Source organism: Christiangramia sediminicola (genome assembly GCF_031344135.1).
GTDB classification, from domain to species: Bacteria; Bacteroidota; Bacteroidia; order Flavobacteriales; family Flavobacteriaceae; genus Christiangramia; species Christiangramia sediminicola.
This window is the reverse complement of sequence record NZ_JAVJIU010000004.1, coordinates 428,431-445,058: the sequence shown is the minus strand read 5'-3', so window position 1 is coordinate 445,058 and position 16,628 is coordinate 428,431. Positions and strand designations below refer to the sequence as shown.

Genomic DNA, 16,628 nt, shown 5'->3' with positions numbered 1-16,628 from the left:
AAAATTACATCTTTAAAGCTCTGATAAATCCGATAAGTGGTATTTAATTTATACGGTTTTCCGTAAGTAATTTGCTTTTGGAAATAAAAAAAGCCACCTCAATCGAGATGGCTTATTTATATTATCAAAGAGGATAGCTTATACTTTCCTGTAACTAGAATTATACTCTTCCATCAAGTTCATGATGGCGTTCATTAAATCTTTAGTTTCTACTAAAAGGTTGAAGTATAATGTAGTGTTTTTAGGGCTGGATTCCTCAGTCCTTGTTCTGGAGATCTGTTTCTCGATCTTTTCAGAAATATTGTTCAACAACTCATCTTTAGTTGCAACGATCCCACTGATCTCTTCAAATTTTCTTTCCGTAAAGATCCTGTCAATTTTTCTAAGAAGATCACTCAAAGAATCATCAACCTCCTTAAGATCGGTGATCTGATTATATCTAAGTGGCTTGTGATTATTATTTACATGCTTGTAACTCTTCTTGGAAATATATTCCAACGATTGAGCAATATCAGTTAAATACCCAAGAATAGTGATATAAAAACTACTACCACGTACGCTGGTTTCGTCAAGACTTTTGATAAAGAAGAAAATATGATCACGAAGATCTTCGATTTCTGCTTCCAGTTTATCAACTCCTTTTTTACTCTTCTTCAGCTTCTTCTTATCCTGTTTAGATAATCCAGTAAACACATCTGAAAAGATCTTATTAGATCTTGAAACCACATTTGAAATATTATCTGCACTCTCTAAGATAATTCCCTGAACGGTCTTGCTCTCTGATTTTTTAAGTCCTGATTTATCAGCCTTCTCACGAGTTTTGTTTTTGTGAGAAATATAGTTTCTAACGAGTAACCCGATAGCCACTAATAATAAGATCGCTATTGCTGGACCTTTTCCAAGGAAAATGATATAAGTTAAGATACCGGCTGCTGTAAATGCACTAAAGGCGGTGAAGAACCATCCTCCAATAACATTTAATACTCCAGCAACTCTATAAACAGCACTTTCTCTACCCCATGCTTTATCTGCCAGCGAAGTACCCATAGCAACCATAAAGGTTACGTAAGTTGTAGATAACGGCAATTTATAAGATGTAGCAATAGAGATAAGAACACCAGCAACAGTAAGGTTGATAGAAGCCCTTATCATATCAAATGCAGGTTGTTCTTCAGCTTTGTCGCCAATTAAAATTTCATCTGGTTTTTCAAAGCTTTTGCTGATAGCTCTTTTTGTACCTGAAGGCATGATATTTTTAAGTCCGTCTGCTAATTTAGTACTTCCCGCCACTACGGCTCTGGAAAGAATATTCGGGTTGAACTTTTCAGTTCCATGACCCTGTCTTGAAAGTCCGATCTCAGTTTCAGCAACGCTTCTGGCCTTTTTAGAGAACCATAAAGTAAGTACCATGATACCGCCAGAAATGAAAAGTAATATTGGTTCTGCAGGAACTTTTTCCCTTAATACTTCCATAGAGAAAGATGAAGCTGCCTGGCCTGATGCTGCCCAAGCTTCGTAGGAATGATACGCCGCCATTGGAACCCCGATAAAGTTTACCAGGTCGTTACCAGAAAATGCAAGCGCTAAACCAAAAGTACCAATAGCAATCACTATAATAAGGATACTACGTTTAAAGATCTTCATGAACAACCATGAGAATAGCGTCCAGAAAACAAAACTTACTCCAACTACAGTTAACCACTGGCTGGCTAGAACATCCTTGAAATTATCATAATAAGGAGTTCCTTTAAGACCTTTGAAAAAGATAAAATATCCTATCGCAGTTAAACAAACTCCTCCGAAAATAGCTCCGAAGTTCTTGATCTTCTTTTCATATTCAAAAGAGAAAACAAGTCTTGATAACCATTGAACTAATGCACCAATGGTAAAGGCGATCACTACCGAGAGGAATATTCCCGAAATGATCTCAGTTGCTTTATCTGTATTAATATAACTTGCGATATCTGCAAGGGTTTGCGAATCTGATGCGCTCACCTTAATAAGTGCCATTACCACAGCTGCTCCAAGTAATTCAAATACGATGGAAACTGTTGTAGAAGTAGGCATCCCGAGCGTATTGAAGAAATCGAGCAGCAGAATATCAGTAATCATGACGGCCATGAAAATGATCATGATCTCATCAAAATAGAATTGCCCCGGCATAAAAATACCTTTACGAGCTACTTCCATCATTCCGCTTGAGAAAACAGCTCCAAAAAAGATCCCCAAACTGGCAACGATCATAATTGTTTTGAACGAAATCGCTTTAGATCCAATAGCTGAATTCAGAAAGTTTACAGCGTCATTACTAACTCCAACCACCAAATCGGCAATGGCCAGAACCACTAATGCAACTAACATCAACAAATAAATATTTTCCATTTTTTACCTTATTAAAAAGCGGTGCAAGTATCCAATGAATTTAGGGATTTACTGTTACCAAATTGTTATTTTTTAGAAGTGAAAGTCGAAACCAGCACGAAATTCAATTCTATCTTTTAAATTATCCAGTTCGCTATAAGTCACATCTGCCTGAATTTTTAATTTGTGACCCACAATATATTTAGATACTCCCAGCGTATACTCCTCCTGATCAAGATAATTGGTAATATCATCAAAATCATTTAAAGAATACCGCGCAGCAATCTCGTAATTATTATTTAATAAATAACCAGCCTGAATATTAAATGCATTTCCCACAGCCACCTCATAATCTGGTGAATTAGAAATTCCTTCTCTAATTACCAGCGGCTCATCTGCCTCCCTGTTAGCATATTCGGCTAACATAGACCATCCGTTATATTTAAAAACTGCATCAAGAAACAAGGTCGTAATATCTGTCTGAAATATATTCCCATCTTCAAGGATCATATAATCCCCTAAATTACTTCGGGTCTTTACAGCATCGTCATTAAAATCGTAAACTGCTCCTAACATAAGTTTTGGTGACTTCTCTCTTTCAAGATCAGATTCTACATAATCCCCCTTATTATTGAATTCACCAAAAGGAAGTAATTCCAGTCTACCAGTATATTGTAAACCACCAATATTCCCTACAGTTACATTTCTACCTTCTCCCTGAGATAATGCGATTTTTTCCTTTATCACCAGATCATTACCAAGGACGATTTTATGATGAAGCTGTAAACCAATGTCTCGATCTATATTGAATCTACTATTTAATATCGAACGATCTATAAACTGAAGATTCGCGGAAGAAACAACTCGTTCAACATTCCCCGGCAATTTGGTCTGTCCAGCCCAAAGCTCAAAATTCTCATAGAAATTCCACTTTAAAACTGCGTCGAGAATATATCTTGGTGTATTTCGATTAAATGTATTAGCGCCAGAAATGTCATTATTTGATAATCCTAGTTCTATTTTGAATTTCAACTTTGGCGTCACCGCCCAGCCGTCAAATTTTAATCTTGCTCTACGAATAAGAAAAGACTGAGTAGGATCTGAATAATTATCTCCGTCATGACTCCAGTTTGTTGCAGATCTAAACTGAATCCTGGGAGCAAACTTCACACTAAAGGAACTGTCTTTTGCCGTAAAATTAATTAAGCCTTTACCAAACTTAGTATCACTGATCTCTTGAGAATGTATACTGAAGGCCGTAAAAACACATATCAAAAATGTGCAAATAGCATATTTCATTTAAATCGTATTAAAGTTTTTGTCGCCGGCAAAGAAACAAAACCAAGGTTAACTTAATGTTTCCTAAGAGTTAAGGATAAGCCTTACTTTAAAAGAAGAAAATAAAAAGGCCACCTGGAAAGGCAGCCCTACACACTAAATGTATATAGTCGACAAAAACTTCAACGATTTAAGTGTGTCTCTTAAAGACACAAATAAAGCCTTCAAGTTTAACACTATCGTTACTGGTATATTAAATTAAAATTAAAAATGTTTGCAGATAGTAAAAATGAAAGTCGGCAGTTCTACATGAGTGGAAAACAAAAAAGCCGTTCAAATTGAACGGCTTTTGTTGCTCCTCCTCTTGGGCTCGAACCAAGGACCCTCTGATTAACAGTCAGATGCTCTAACCAACTGAGCTAAGGAGGAATGTTTTGCTTTGAAAGCGGTTGCAAATATAAATCAAATTTTAAATGCTGTCAAAAGATTTTTTCGATTTTTTTTGAAGATTTTCTCAGTGATTTTGAATCTTACGGATAGTCAATAATTTACATCAAACAACATTGAAAAAATTTTTGGCTATTAGTGCACCTAAAATAAAAAAGCAGCGCAAATGCGCTGCTTTTGAATCTTATTTAAAATTGATAATTATTCAAATAACCATCTATAAATATCATTTCCATTAGCGTATAGCACCAGAGCGATCAGAATAAAGAATCCAACCATTTGGGCTACTTCCATGAATTTATCGTTAGGCTTTCTTCCTGTAACCATTTCGTAAAGCAAGAACATCACGTGTCCACCATCCAATGCCGGAATTGGCAAAATATTCATGAAGGCTAAAATTATAGAAAGTAAGGCCGTAGTATTCCAGAATCCATACCAGTTCCACGCATCAGGGAAAAGTCCGCCAATGGCGCCAAAACCACCAAGTTGCGAAGCTCCTTTTTTAGTAAAAACATATTTGAACTGGTAAACATAGTCTCTAAGCGTCCAGTAACCATAATCAAAACCTTTACTGATACTTTCAGTAAAACCATATTTCTTACGCTTTATGTCGAATTCGTAATTCTTAATAAAGCCAATCTTTCCTTCATCATCAGGAGTGATCTTCGTGCTTTTAATTACACCATCTCTTTCATAAACCAGTTCTACCTCCTTGTTTGTATTTCCAGTAGTTATAGGCGCGATCTCATGCCAATACCCTATTTTTTCATTATTGATAGAAATGATTTTGTCATTCTTCTTTAGACCGGCTTTTTCCGCAGCCAGACCAGTTTGAATAGAGTCTAATACCGGCGCCTGGATTGGCACAAAAGGCTGCATGATTCCCTGCTCAAACATTTTCACTCCAATCTCTTCAGGAATGCTAATGGTTTCTTCTGAACCGTTACTATGAATTACCTTGATATTCTGAACATCTCTCATAAACAGGTGTTTATTAATGTCCAGGCTGTTCTCAAATTCCTTTCCGTTAACTTCCAGAATCCTGTCACCATCCTGAAAACCGTATTCTTCAAAAGAATCTACTACTGCGAAACCTTCCGGCATATCATCTGGTCCCACGTAAGCAGTTCCCCAAACGAACATGATCATCATATAAATAAGGAATCCTAGAATAAGATTTACCGTAACACCCCCAAGCATGATAATAAGTCTCTGCCATGCCGGCTTACTTCTAAATTCCCATTCTTTAGGAGGTTCAGCCATTTGCTCCTTGTCCATGCTCTCATCAATCATTCCGGAGATCTTCACATATCCTCCAAGTGGCAACCAGCCAATTCCGTATACCGTATCCCCTATTTTCTTTTTGAACAAGGCAAATTTTACATCGAAGAAAAGGAAGAATTTCTCAACCCTTGTCTTAAAAAGTTTTGCCGGAACAAAGTGACCTAGTTCGTGAAGAACGATCAAAAAGGAAAGGCTTAATATTAATTGTATGGCTTTTACTAAAAATGGATCCATCAGCTAACTTCAAATTTAAAATCGCACAAAAGTAAGTTTTTAAAAGCTCCTACAAAAGTTTAAGTTTCAAGTGATTTCTTCCATATAAAAATTTAATGCAGAGAATTCGACTAATTAGCCCGCAGGCCATAACTTTGCAGAAATTTAGAATTTATGCTCAAGTTTTTTGCGCGATACAAAACCTTTGCCATAGTTTTCTTTATTCTTTCAGCGATCATCGTGTATATCATCTATACCTTGAAGGTTCCTGAAGAAAAATTACCTATCTATCAGCCGGATATGGTGAATGCTGAACTGGTTGATTCTACCGTCCAATATGTAAGGAAATATCATAAAATTGCTGATTTCAAACTTGTTAATCAGAATGGTGATACGATCACTGAAGATTTTTATAAAGATAAAATTTACATCGCCGATTTTTTCTTTACTACCTGCCTTACGATCTGCCCAATCATGACAGATCATATGGTAAAGATCCAGGAGAAAATTAAAGATGATGAAGAAGTGCTTCTACTTTCACATACAGTGTTTCCGGTAGCAGACAGCGTTCCGGTTTTAAAGAAGTATGCTATTGAAAAAGGAGTGATAGACGAAAAGTGGAACCTGGTTACCGGAAACAAAAAAGAGATCTATGATCTTGCTCGTAAATCCTATCTCGCCACCAAATCTACGGGTGATGGTGGTCCTTATGATATGATCCATACTGAAAACTTCATTTTAGTAGATAAAAACAGGCAGATAAGAGGCTTTTATGATGGGACAGATCCGGAAGCCATAGAAAGCCTTATGCATGACCTCAAGGTTCTTAAAGCTGAGGACCGCTAATAATTTCCCCTTTAACTTTTGTATTGGTCTAAATTCCATTACTTTTGCCTTGTTTAAAATCAATCTAAATAAAAAGTGAAGGTGACGGTAGCTAATTTAAAGAGAGGTCAGCGGGGGATTATTAAAGAGTTCTCAGCAGAAATGGTACCTCTAAAGCTTCTTGAAATGGGTTGCCTTCCAGGGAACGAGGTAGAGCTTGTTCAAACCGCGCCATTCCACGATCCGATGTATCTTAATATAAACGGAAGTCATCTGGCCATAAGGAAAGAAACCGCTTTACTAATAGAAATTGAATTAATAGGCTAATATGGGTAAGCAAATTAACGTTGCTTTAATTGGAAATCCCAACACCGGCAAGACCTCTGTTTTTAACCAATTAACAGGCCTTAACCAAAAGGTTGGAAATTATCCCGGAATCACGGTTGAAAAAAAGGAAGGTATCTGTAAACTTCCTCGTGGTTTAAAAGCCCACATCCTGGATCTTCCAGGGACTTATAGCCTCAACGCTTCCTCATTCGATGAGAATGTAGTTATTGAACTGCTTCTGAATAAGAAAGATAAAGACTTCCCTGATGTTGCCGTTGTAGTTAGCGACGTTGAAAATCTAAAGAGAAATCTTCTCCTATTTACCCAGATCAAAGATCTTGGAATTCCAACGATCCTGGTTGTGAATATGGCAGACAGGATGGATCATAAAGGGATATCCCTTGATGTTGAATTATTAGAAGAAAGATTAAAGACTAAAGTTGCTCTGGTAAGCGCCCGTAAAAGAATGGGAATAGATTACCTGAAAGAGCTCATCATAAATTACAGGCACATACCAGTTGAACCTTGCGTGAATGCCTCGGTAATCGATCCGGAATATTTTGGGAATCTTCGAAAAGCATTTCCAAATCAGTCATTATATAAGCTCTGGCTGGTGATAACCCAGGATGTGAACTTTGGAAATGTAAATCGAGGAGAATTAAAGAATAATTCAGATTTCAACACAAAATCAATTAGCGATCTTAAACGGCTTCAACAGAAGGAAACCATTTTAAGGTATCAGTTCATAAATGGTGTTCTAAAGGAAACCATGGTGGTAGATAAAAACGCTGCTAAAGATTTAAGATCGAGATTAGACCGCATACTGACTCATAAAGTCTGGGGTTATTTTATTTTCTTCGGAATATTATTATTGATCTTCCAGGCAATATACAGTTGGTCTAGCTATCCAATGGACATGATAGACGCGGCATTCGCATCTTTAAGTGAATGGACGAAAGATACATTTCCCAATGGTTCCTTTACGAATCTAATTGCTGAAGGAATCGTACCAGGGCTTGGAGGGATCGTTATATTTATTCCTCAGATTGCCTTCCTATTCCTGTTTATTTCAATTCTGGAAGAATCTGGTTATATGAGCCGGGTGGTATTCTTAATGGACAGGATCATGCGCCGTTTCGGTTTAAGTGGAAAAAGTGTAGTGCCTCTTGTTTCAGGAACTGCCTGTGCAATACCTGCAGTTATGGCCACCAGGAACATTGAACATTGGAAAGAGCGCTTGATTACTATTTTGGTAGTGCCTTTTACGACCTGTTCTGCGCGATTACCAGTTTACCTTATTATTATCGCACTTGTAATTCCAGACCAGACATTCCTCGGCCTGAATCTTCAGGGTATTACTTTAATGATCCTTTATATGCTAGGATTTGGAATGGCGATATTTTCAGCCTGGATATTGAATAGAATTTTAAAGACTAAATCCAAGAGTTATTTCGTGATCGAGATGCCTAACTATAAATTGCCAATGATCAAAAATGTGGCGATCAATGTAGTTGAAAAGACAAAATCATTTGTCTTTGGTGCTGGTAAGATCATTTTAGCAATCTCGGTTATTCTATGGGTGCTGGCAAGTTATGGCCCGGGTGAGAATTTTGAAAATGCTGAAGAAATAGTGACTTCTCAATATACTTCTGAAAACATGATCCCTCAAAATGAACTGGATGAGGAGATTTCTTCATTCAGATTGAAAAATTCCTATATCGGGATCATGGGACGTGGAATTGAGCCTGTAGTAGCTCCATTAGGTTATGACTGGAAGATCGGGATAGCTATTATCAGCTCTTTTGCCGCAAGAGAAGTATTTGTTGGAACTCTTGCTACGATCTACAGCGTTGGCAGCGATGAGGAAGAAACGATAAAGAATAGAATGGCTGCAGAAACCAATCCTGTTCTCGGCGGACCATTATTCACTTTAGCAAGTGGAGTAAGTTTATTACTGTTCTATGCTTTTGCACTTCAATGCATGAGTACACTGGCAATTGTGAAGAAAGAAACGAACACCTGGAAATGGCCAATTTTGCAATTGGTAATCATGAGTGGTTTTGCCTACGTGGTTGCACTTATTGCATTCCAACTACTTAATTAGTAAGTTTAAGAATTATAAACGACTTAAAAGACATGGAACTTTTACAGGAAATATTGGTTTTTATAACATTTCTCTCTGCTACAGGGTATCTAATCACAAAATTTGTGTGGAAACCTGCTTTTCTAGGTGGTAAGAAAAAATCCGGTTCTTGCGGAGTTTCAGATTGTGGCTGCGGAGATTAATCTGATTTAAGCTTTTCAGCGATGTGAAGGTTTACGCTGTATTCTTCTGGAGTAATCTTTCTTCTACCTTCAGGATATGGGCTCACCATAATTCCATTAATCTTCAAATCATCTGTACCGAAAAATTCAGCTAGAGAAATTGCTGCATTCGAAATGATCTCATTTTGACCTTTTGATAGATTCGTCCCAACGATGATTTTTTCACCCACAAAAATTCCATCCTCATAGAATTCAACCAAAACGGAAACCTCACCAGCCCAGACACAGGTAATCCCATTACCTTTAGGACACCGGGAATCAGAAACGATCTTTTTAAATTTTATTTGCTTTTCCCCCAGAGACATAGAATCTCCCTGACAAAGCAATTGATCATGGAAATTGTATTCCGGCGGCTCAGGATCCTGATTTAGCGTAAATACTGAATGGAATAAGGCAATTAAAATTAATGTGATTTTCATAGGTCTTTTTTATAAAGACGATCTATTGATTGAGATGTTGCAAAAAATTCTATCCAAGACCTACATCGAGTGTCATCATGATCATGAATCCGCCGATGAATCCCATTGTGGAAATATCCGTGAAATTTCCCTGTTGCGCTTCTGGTACCACTTCTTCCACTACTACAAATATCATTGCTCCTGCTGCAAAACATAATGCATAAGGCAATATTGGCTCGAAAGTTAAAACTGCCCATGCTCCAAGTACTGCTGCTACCGGCTCTACAATGGCAGACATCTGCCCATAATTAAAACTTTTCCACCTGCTCAATCCCTGTCTTCTTAATGGCATTGCTACGGCAAATCCTTCAGGAAAGTTCTGAAGACCAATTCCAATCGCCAGTGCAACAGCACCACCAATACTGGCACCTTCAAATCCTGCAGCCACTCCACCAAATAGAACACCTACTGCTAGACCTTCAGGAATATTGTGTAATGTGATGGCAAGGGTTAGTAATACAGATTTATGCCACGGAGTTTTAATTCCTTCAGATTCGCTCATTTTAAAGTTCACATGCAAATGAGGCAACACTTTATCCAAACCAAAAATGAAAAATGCTCCTAAACCAAAACCAACAACGGCTGGCACTACCTTTTGAAATCCTTCCCCAGGGCTCATTTCTATTCCCGGAGCCAGTAAGCTCCAGAAACTAGCCGCTACCATAACTCCACCAGTAAAACCAAGCATTCCGTCAAAGAAAGCCCGATTCATTCCTTTAAAAAGAAATACCAAAGAAGCTCCCAGTGCAGTGAGCCCCCAGGTGAATAAAGTTGCCAGGAAAGCAGCATATACGGGGTCTAATGACTCAAAAAAGTCTATTAAATTATTCATTCTAAATTGTTTTAATAAATAGGTTTGTAGATATTTGATTTGATATCCTTAATTCGTTTCCATCCATTTTGATCAACATCGACTGATCAAAATCTTCTTTTTCAATTATTCTGATTTCCTTACCTAAGGAAATTCTATTCTTGTCCAGGTATTGTAGAAATTCAGCTGAAGAATCCTTTACTCCCACGCAAATACAGGTTTCATCCTTTTCAAGTTCAGATAAAAGCACCCTATTTGCAACACTAAAATTCCCCTTAGAATCTGGAATGGGATCTCCATGAGGATCCCTTTTAGGGAATTCAAGAAATTTATCTAGTTCATTAGTGAGCTTTTCAGACTTTATATGTTCTAATTGTTCAGCAACTTCATGAACCTCATCCCAGTTAAAACCAAGCTTATCTACCAGGAAAACTTCCCACAACCTATGTTTACGAATTACTTCTATAGCGGCATTCCTCCCGGCCTCGCTCAGCTTTACTCCCTGGTATTTTTTGTAATTCACCAGGTCTTTATCTGATAACCGCTTTACCATATCTGTAACTGAAGAAGCTTTGGTTTGCATTTCTTCTGCTAGGGCGTTGGTGCTAACTCCACTCTTATAAGCTGTTTCCAGGTGAAAGATGGCCTTCAGATAGTTTTCTTCGGATAAGCTGAACATGAATTTAATTTTAATTAGTTCAAAAATACATTTTTTAATTTGATTAATCAATTTTTTAGATGTGTCTAAAAATTTTTTATAACTTTGTGTAAAATATTTTTTAATGAAGAATTTAGCGAGAATTGTATTTAGCCTTATTTTTTCGGCAACCAGTGCGCAAAATGTTGAAATTAAAGGTGATGTGACAGACGGTGAGAGACCCATCCCATTCGCTAACATTTTCATTTCTGGCACAACCAAAGGTACAAGTGCAGATATAGACGGGAAATTCAGCATAGAGTTAACCGAGAAACTAACTGAATTAACCGTTCAAGCCATCGGATTCAAGACGAGAAAACTTCAGATCAACAAAGCAGACTATATAGAATTTCCACTGCATATCACGTTAGAAGAAGATGCTTTAGGCCTGGACCAGGTAGTGGTAAGTGCAACCAGGAATAGAATTGACCTTAAGGAAGCACCCGTCATTGTGAACGTGCTGAATTCTAAACTTTTTAACGCAACACAATCCGTTTCTGTGGCAGAAACCCTTAATTTTCAACCCGGTGTAAGAGTTGAGACTAATTGCCAGAATTGCGGATTTACGCAGGTTAGATTGAATGGTCTCGACGGAAGTTACACGCAGGTACTTATTAATAGCAGGTCTGTATTTAGCGCCTTAAATAGCGTTTATGGGTTGGAACAAATTCCAACTTCTATTCTAGACCGAGTTGAGGTAGTTCGAAGCGGTGGATCGGCTCTTTTCGGTTCCAATGCTATTGCCGGAACCGTGAATATCATCACGAAGGAGCCAGTTCTAAATATCTGGAACATAAATAATAATATTTCGTTCATCGATGGAAAAATTCCAGATCGAAGTCTGAACATTGCCGGTTCTGTAGTATCTGAAGATCTGAATAGTGGAATTACCATTTTTGGAATGAATCGTGACCGTGCGGCTTATGATGCCAATGGCGACGGATTTACCGAAATAACAGAACTTACCAATAACACTCTTGGTGCCAAGGCATTTTTAAAGCCTTCAGATCTGAGTAAAATCACTTTGGATCTAACCGCCCTGAAGGAATATAGACGCGGCGGGGATCGTCTTGATCTTGCTCCTCATTTAACAGATATCACAGAGCAGTTAGATCACGACACATTTATTGGCGGTTTGACTTATGAATTATCTAATGCTGAAATGACCAATCATTACACAGCGTATATCTCTGGCCAACATACCGATAGAAAAAGTTTTTATGGCGGACTTGGTGGAGGCAGAACAGCACAGGATAGTATTTCAGCTTCCAACGCTTATGGAATCACGAGTGATCTTGCTGTTTTGGGAGGTTTCCAATTCACCCGGAATTTTACAAACAAGGATATTCTAACTACCGGAATTGAATACAACCATAGTAATACCGAAGATGATATTGCGGGTTACCAAAGATATATAGATCAGGAAGTAAATTCTTATGCGGCATTTGGTCAATATGAATGGAAACCGGTAGAAAATTTTACTGCACTTCTAGGTGCAAGGTTAGATCATATTTCAGTTTCTGGAAATTACGCGGTAGAAAACATTCAGCGTGAATCAAAAATAGATCAAACGGTATTAAGCCCAAGATTAACTATTTTATATGATATTACAGAAGAATTACAGTTCAGGGGAGGTTATGCCAGGGGATTTCGAGCACCGCAGGCATTTAATGAGGATCTTCATATCTCATCTGTTGGTGGGGAATTTCAATTTGTCATCCTTTCAAACGATCTAAAAACGGAATATTCAAACGCCTATACCGCTTCCTTCAATTATTCCAAAAGCATCAATAAGTTACAAACCGACTTTTTATTGGAGGGTTTTTATACGGAATTGAAAGATCCGTTTACTACGGTAAGTACTGGGGCCAGCCTCCCAAATGGATCTATTTTAAAAGAAGTCAGGAACGGTAGCGGTGCCTATGTTACAGGGACCAATTTCGAGATAGGAGTATCACCATCTTCAGATCTTACTTTTCAGCTTGGAGGTACCTACCAGCAATCTATCTATAAAGAAGACCAGGTTTTATATGAAGCCAATGAAGAGGCTACATCAGAAGAGGATATAATTATTAGTGAATTTGTAAGGAATCCCAATTTTTACGGCTATTTAAATGTAAACACTTCACCATTCGAAGATTTTGCCCTGGACCTTACCGGAACTTATACGGGTAAAATGACCATTCCCAAAGTGATCAACGCCAACGGATTTCTGGAGCTTAGAGAATCTCCTGCTTTCTGGGACCTAAATATTAAACTAAGTCAGCATATAGATATCACAGAGAATTTTCATATAAATCTAAGTACGGGAGTTCAAAATGTGTTCGATGCCTATCAGGATGATTTTGACTCCGGCCCTACACGGGATTCAGATTACATCTATGGACCATCTAGACCCCGTACTTTTTTCTTCGGAATCAAATTTGGAAACCTGCACAACTAATTGATAAGAAGATGAAAAGATTAATTTTAATATGTGCTTTCTTGAGTTTACAAGTTGTAAACGCCCAGCAAAACGAGATCAACTGGATTGATTTTGAAGATTTGGATGTTGCGTTGGAAACAGAAACAAAACCTGTAGTGATCTATTTTTATACAGATTGGTGTGCGTATTGTAAAAAAATGGACAGGAATGCCTTTAAAAATTCTGAAGTGGTTTCAACCTTGAACCAAGATTTTTATGCCGTAAAAATGAATGCGGAATCTACTGAGCATATCGAATTTGATGGACAGGTTTTTACCAATGAACAATCAAAAATACAGAGAAATGGGATACATCAAATTCCGCTGATATTAGCCAGTAGAAAAGATAAGCCAATTTCGTTTCCTGTGGTGATGGTTCTTGATGAAGAATTTAGAGTGAAAAGAAAAAGTCATGAATATCTCACTTCTGAGAATATGAAAGCATTGATAAAAGGCTAGTAAAAGGTATATTCCAGACTTCGGGTTTTTTCACTACTAGTCTTTTGGTTAGAAGGACTCCCGTATTTTATCGGGGCTTTTCTTTTAGATTCCTCGCTCTTTTTGGATTTGCTCGTAAGCTTCCTGAACCTTCGTAAATTTTTCCTGGGCTCCCTTTCGATAAGCTTCATCCATATGACCTAATTTATCCGGATGGTATTTTTTAGCCATTTTTCGGTAAGCCTTCTTAACTTCAGCATCACTCGCAGACTTTTCGATCTCCAGAATGGTATAGGCCGAATCGGTTTTCTTGAAGAACATAGCCTTGATACTTTCAAAATCCCTTCTTCCCACCTGAAGATATCCCGCAATATCACTTATCACATTAGCTTCAGCTTCACTAACATGACCATCTGCTTTCGCTATTCCGAATAAGAAATGGATGATCTGTAACCTGGTTGGATACTTAGTTCTTGCAGCAAGATACCTCGCAATATTAGATGCTGAAACCTGCCTGTTCTTTACGACTTCATTGAAAGTTCTAAAAGTAGCATTTGCGCGCTCCTTACCGTAAGCCTGGATAAAATACGAGCGTACATAATCCAGTTCCTGCTGCGAAACATTTCCGTCAGCCTTGATCACAATAGAACTTAAGGATAAAAGATTCAGTTCAAAATCGCCTGGAGAAACGCTTTGCTTTCTCTCGCCCATCAAAGAATTGAAAATACCGCCGGAAGACCGGATATAATTATCCAGCAAGGAACCTATAATAAATCCAAGAATAGCGCCGGGAAACCTGAAGTACATATATCCCAGAACTGCGGCAAGCCATTTGATCATCGGGCAATTTTCTTTAGCTGCTAAGATAGCATTTTCAATATTTATCTGGCAAGCTACACCTACCTGTTCTTAGACTTGATTATAAATTGAACCTATTAGCACATAGTAATTTGAGATATGTTCACCTGAACTTAATTTGGTATCTTTGTGACTCACTAAAGTTTAATAAAAAAGAAAATATATATGTATCCAGCAGATTTAGTAAAACCAATGAGAGAAGATCTTACAAGTATTGGTTTTCAGGAATTACACACTGTAGAAGATGTTGAAAAGGCGATGGAGCTTAAAGGAACTACTTTAGTAGTGGTAAATTCAGTTTGTGGTTGTGCTGCAGCTAATGCGCGTCCGGGAGCCAGAATTTCTCTTCAGAACGCTAAAAAACCAGATAATCTAGTAACTGTATTTGCAGGAGTAGATAAAGAAGCTACAGAAAAAGCCAGAGACATGATGGTACCATTCCCTCCGTCTTCGCCTTCTATGGCGCTTTTCAAAGACGGTGAATTAGTTCATATGCTAGAGCGCCACCATATTGAAGGACGTCCTGCAGATATGATCGCAGAAAACCTTATTGGAGCTTACAACGAATTCTGTTAATCAGAACTCCATTATAATTTTAAAAAGGCTGAAATAAATTTCAGCCTTTTTTTATACCCGAACGCAACGTTCACATCATTTTTTCATCTTCACTTTATGAAAAGATTTTTGATCTATTTTTTAGTGGTAATTTCAGCCCTTGCATGTTCTAAAGATGAACTAGAAACAAAACAGGAGTACGAAGATGAATTACGTGCTCGCTTTCAGGAAATAGAAAATTTTATTGCCCAGGGAAACTGTAAAAGCTCTGATGAATGTGATTATCTTCCTTTAGGTGACAAACCTTGCGGTGGTCCCAGATCCTACGTTATATTCTCCAATTCTATAGATCGGGAAAAGCTTGAAGTTATGGTGGAGCGGTACACCAGGCTGGAAAAGGAATACAATGAAAAGTTCGGGGTTTATTCTGATTGCTCTTTTGTAAGTCCACCTCAAAATGTAGGATGTATAAATAGTAAGTGCGCTCGCATAATGAACGAATAGAATTTTCGGTCATTTTCTTTAAAAGGCTATTTTTGTACTTTTAAATCAAGATGAAAAAAATTTTATCCTACCCTCTTTCGGTACTTTTTTATTTTTTCTTTTTTCTGAACCTGCTGATCTTTCACCCTATCCAATGGTTATGTTTGAAAATTGGAGGATATCAGGCTCATAAGAAGAGTGTCGATATTTTCAATTTTTTCCTGATGCGTTGTCTGAATATCCTGGGAACGAGTTTCACAGTAGAAAATGAATTTGATATACCGGTAAATAAAACCTGCATCTTCGTGGCCAATCACCAGGGAATGTATGACATCCCTCCTATGATATGGTATTTCAGAAAACATCACCCAAAATTTGTAAGTAAAAAAGAACTGGGAAGGGGAATTCCGAGTATTTCATTTAACCTTAGACATGGCGGTTCAGTTTTAATAGACCGTAAGAATAGAAGAGAATCTTTACTGAAGATGAGCCAGTTTGGAGATTATTTAAAAGAAACCAAACGCTCTGCGGTCATTTTCCCAGAAGGAACCCGAAGCAGGACCGGTGCTCCAAAAGAATTCAGAAAGAATGGTATGATGATGCTGTTCAAAAAGTTACCAGATGCCCTTATAGTTCCGGTCACCATCAATAATTCCTGGAAGCTTTTCAAACATGGAAACTTCCCCATAGATCTTGGTGTGAATGTCCATTTGAAAACACACGAGCCCATTGAAATAAATTCTGACGAGCCCGAAGCTTTAGCCGCTAAAGTTGAGAGGATCATTACCGCAGATATTAGATAACT

The 16,628-nt window shown here is 37.7% G+C and carries 16 protein-coding genes and 1 tRNA gene; 9 read left to right on the top strand and 8 right to left on the bottom strand.

Going from position 1 to position 16,628, the window contains the following annotated elements:
- Positions 1-138 precede the first annotated feature (138 nt).
- From RE431_RS12550 to rseP, 4 genes are all read right to left on the bottom strand, one after another.
- Entirely contained in the window at positions 139-2,382 is a 2,244-nt protein-coding gene (locus RE431_RS12550; protein WP_309562331.1) for an inorganic phosphate transporter, read from the bottom strand.
- A gap of 72 nt (positions 2,383-2,454) precedes the next feature.
- Positions 2,455-3,660, bottom strand: coding sequence for a porin (locus tag RE431_RS12545; protein WP_309562330.1), 1,206 nt, complete (start codon positions 3,658-3,660; stop codon positions 2,455-2,457).
- A gap of 334 nt (positions 3,661-3,994) precedes the next feature.
- Positions 3,995-4,068 (bottom strand) — tRNA-Asn (locus RE431_RS12540).
- A gap of 219 nt (positions 4,069-4,287) precedes the next feature.
- On the bottom strand, positions 4,288-5,604 hold the full coding sequence (rseP, locus tag RE431_RS12535; protein WP_309562329.1) for an RIP metalloprotease RseP: 1,317 nt from the start codon (positions 5,602-5,604) through the stop codon (positions 4,288-4,290).
- Positions 5,605-5,757: 153 nt separating this feature from the next.
- Between rseP and RE431_RS12530 the strand changes: the two genes are divergently transcribed.
- The 4 genes from RE431_RS12530 (at position 5,758) to RE431_RS15670 (ending at position 9,021) form a co-directional block, all read left to right on the top strand.
- Positions 5,758-6,429 (top strand): SCO family protein, encoded by a 672-nt coding sequence (locus tag RE431_RS12530; protein ID WP_309562328.1) that lies wholly within the window; start codon positions 5,758-5,760, stop codon positions 6,427-6,429.
- Between the two features lie 75 nt (positions 6,430-6,504).
- Positions 6,505-6,735 (top strand): FeoA family protein, encoded by a 231-nt coding sequence (locus RE431_RS12525; RefSeq protein ID WP_309562327.1) that lies wholly within the window; start codon positions 6,505-6,507, stop codon positions 6,733-6,735.
- A 1-nt stretch (position 6,736) separates the two neighbouring features.
- Positions 6,737-8,839, top strand: coding sequence for a ferrous iron transport protein B (gene feoB, locus RE431_RS12520; RefSeq protein ID WP_309562326.1), 2,103 nt, complete (start codon positions 6,737-6,739; stop codon positions 8,837-8,839).
- Between the two features lie 32 nt (positions 8,840-8,871).
- The gene (locus RE431_RS15670) at positions 8,872-9,021 is read left to right on the top strand and encodes a FeoB-associated Cys-rich membrane protein (RefSeq protein WP_472924702.1); all 150 of its coding nucleotides are present in this window, start codon (positions 8,872-8,874) and stop codon (positions 9,019-9,021) included.
- On the opposite strand, the gene RE431_RS12515 is transcribed toward RE431_RS15670, so the two are convergent.
- Genes RE431_RS12515 through RE431_RS12505 form a run of 3 tightly spaced genes read right to left on the bottom strand, consistent with a single transcriptional unit; the run spans position 9,018 to position 11,008 of the window.
- Entirely contained in the window at positions 9,018-9,479 is a 462-nt protein-coding gene (locus RE431_RS12515; RefSeq protein WP_309562325.1) for a hypothetical protein, read from the bottom strand. The genes RE431_RS15670 and RE431_RS12515 overlap by 4 nt on opposite strands.
- A 49-nt stretch (positions 9,480-9,528) precedes the next feature.
- Positions 9,529-10,350: a ZIP family metal transporter gene (locus RE431_RS12510; protein WP_309562324.1), complete on the bottom strand. Its 822-nt coding sequence runs from the start codon at positions 10,348-10,350 to the stop codon at positions 9,529-9,531.
- A gap of 1 nt (position 10,351) precedes the next feature.
- Positions 10,352-11,008: a metal-dependent transcriptional regulator gene (locus tag RE431_RS12505; protein WP_309562323.1), complete on the bottom strand. Its 657-nt coding sequence runs from the start codon at positions 11,006-11,008 to the stop codon at positions 10,352-10,354.
- Between the two features lie 103 nt (positions 11,009-11,111).
- Here RE431_RS12505 and RE431_RS12500 point away from each other — a divergent pair, with 103 nt between their 5' ends.
- Together RE431_RS12500 and RE431_RS12495 are read left to right on the top strand one after the other, a co-directional pair.
- Entirely contained in the window at positions 11,112-13,469 is a 2,358-nt protein-coding gene (locus RE431_RS12500) for a TonB-dependent receptor (RefSeq protein WP_309562322.1), read from the top strand.
- 11 nt (positions 13,470-13,480) lie between these two features.
- A complete protein-coding gene (locus tag RE431_RS12495; RefSeq protein WP_309562321.1) occupies positions 13,481-13,948 on the top strand; it encodes a thioredoxin family protein in 468 nt (155 codons plus the stop codon).
- 84 nt (positions 13,949-14,032) lie between these two features.
- Here RE431_RS12495 and RE431_RS12490 read toward each other — a convergent pair whose 3' ends face one another.
- On the bottom strand, positions 14,033-14,767 hold the full coding sequence (locus tag RE431_RS12490) for a TerB family tellurite resistance protein (RefSeq protein WP_309562320.1): 735 nt from the start codon (positions 14,765-14,767) through the stop codon (positions 14,033-14,035).
- Between the two features lie 183 nt (positions 14,768-14,950).
- On the opposite strand from RE431_RS12490, the gene RE431_RS12485 reads away from it, so the two are divergent.
- The 3 genes from RE431_RS12485 (at position 14,951) to RE431_RS12475 (ending at position 16,626) form a co-directional block, all read left to right on the top strand.
- Complete coding sequence (locus RE431_RS12485; RefSeq protein ID WP_309562319.1) at positions 14,951-15,361, top strand: BrxA/BrxB family bacilliredoxin; 411 nt, start codon at positions 14,951-14,953, stop codon at positions 15,359-15,361.
- Between the two features lie 96 nt (positions 15,362-15,457).
- Positions 15,458-15,844 carry a hypothetical protein gene (locus tag RE431_RS12480; protein WP_309562318.1) on the top strand — a complete coding sequence of 129 codons (387 nt, stop codon included), beginning with the start codon at positions 15,458-15,460 and terminating at the stop codon, positions 15,842-15,844.
- Positions 15,845-15,894: 50 nt separating this feature from the next.
- On the top strand, positions 15,895-16,626 hold the full coding sequence (locus tag RE431_RS12475) for a lysophospholipid acyltransferase family protein (protein ID WP_309562317.1): 732 nt from the start codon (positions 15,895-15,897) through the stop codon (positions 16,624-16,626).
- Positions 16,627-16,628 lie beyond the last annotated feature (2 nt).

Coding starts and splice junctions, on each gene's coding strand:
- RE431_RS12550 (WP_309562331.1), bottom strand. CDS start 2,382: ATGGAAAATATTTATTTGTTGATGTTAGTTGCATTAGTGGTTCTGGCC.
- RE431_RS12545 (WP_309562330.1), bottom strand. CDS start 3,660: ATGAAATATGCTATTTGCACATTTTTGATATGTGTTTTTACGGCCTTC.
- rseP (WP_309562329.1), bottom strand. CDS start 5,604: ATGGATCCATTTTTAGTAAAAGCCATACAATTAATATTAAGCCTTTCC.
- RE431_RS12530 (WP_309562328.1), top strand. CDS start 5,758: ATGCTCAAGTTTTTTGCGCGATACAAAACCTTTGCCATAGTTTTCTTT.
- feoB (WP_309562326.1), top strand. CDS start 6,737: ATGGGTAAGCAAATTAACGTTGCTTTAATTGGAAATCCCAACACCGGC.
- RE431_RS15670 (WP_472924702.1), top strand. CDS start 8,872: ATGGAACTTTTACAGGAAATATTGGTTTTTATAACATTTCTCTCTGCT.
- RE431_RS12515 (WP_309562325.1), bottom strand. CDS start 9,479: ATGAAAATCACATTAATTTTAATTGCCTTATTCCATTCAGTATTTACG.
- RE431_RS12510 (WP_309562324.1), bottom strand. CDS start 10,350: ATGAATAATTTAATAGACTTTTTTGAGTCATTAGACCCCGTATATGCT.
- RE431_RS12505 (WP_309562323.1), bottom strand. CDS start 11,008: ATGTTCAGCTTATCCGAAGAAAACTATCTGAAGGCCATCTTTCACCTG.
- RE431_RS12500 (WP_309562322.1), top strand. CDS start 11,112: ATGAAGAATTTAGCGAGAATTGTATTTAGCCTTATTTTTTCGGCAACC.
- RE431_RS12495 (WP_309562321.1), top strand. CDS start 13,481: ATGAAAAGATTAATTTTAATATGTGCTTTCTTGAGTTTACAAGTTGTA.
- RE431_RS12490 (WP_309562320.1), bottom strand. CDS start 14,767: ATGATCAAATGGCTTGCCGCAGTTCTGGGATATATGTACTTCAGGTTT.
- RE431_RS12485 (WP_309562319.1), top strand. CDS start 14,951: ATGTATCCAGCAGATTTAGTAAAACCAATGAGAGAAGATCTTACAAGT.
- RE431_RS12480 (WP_309562318.1), top strand. CDS start 15,458: ATGAAAAGATTTTTGATCTATTTTTTAGTGGTAATTTCAGCCCTTGCA.
- RE431_RS12475 (WP_309562317.1), top strand. CDS start 15,895: ATGAAAAAAATTTTATCCTACCCTCTTTCGGTACTTTTTTATTTTTTC.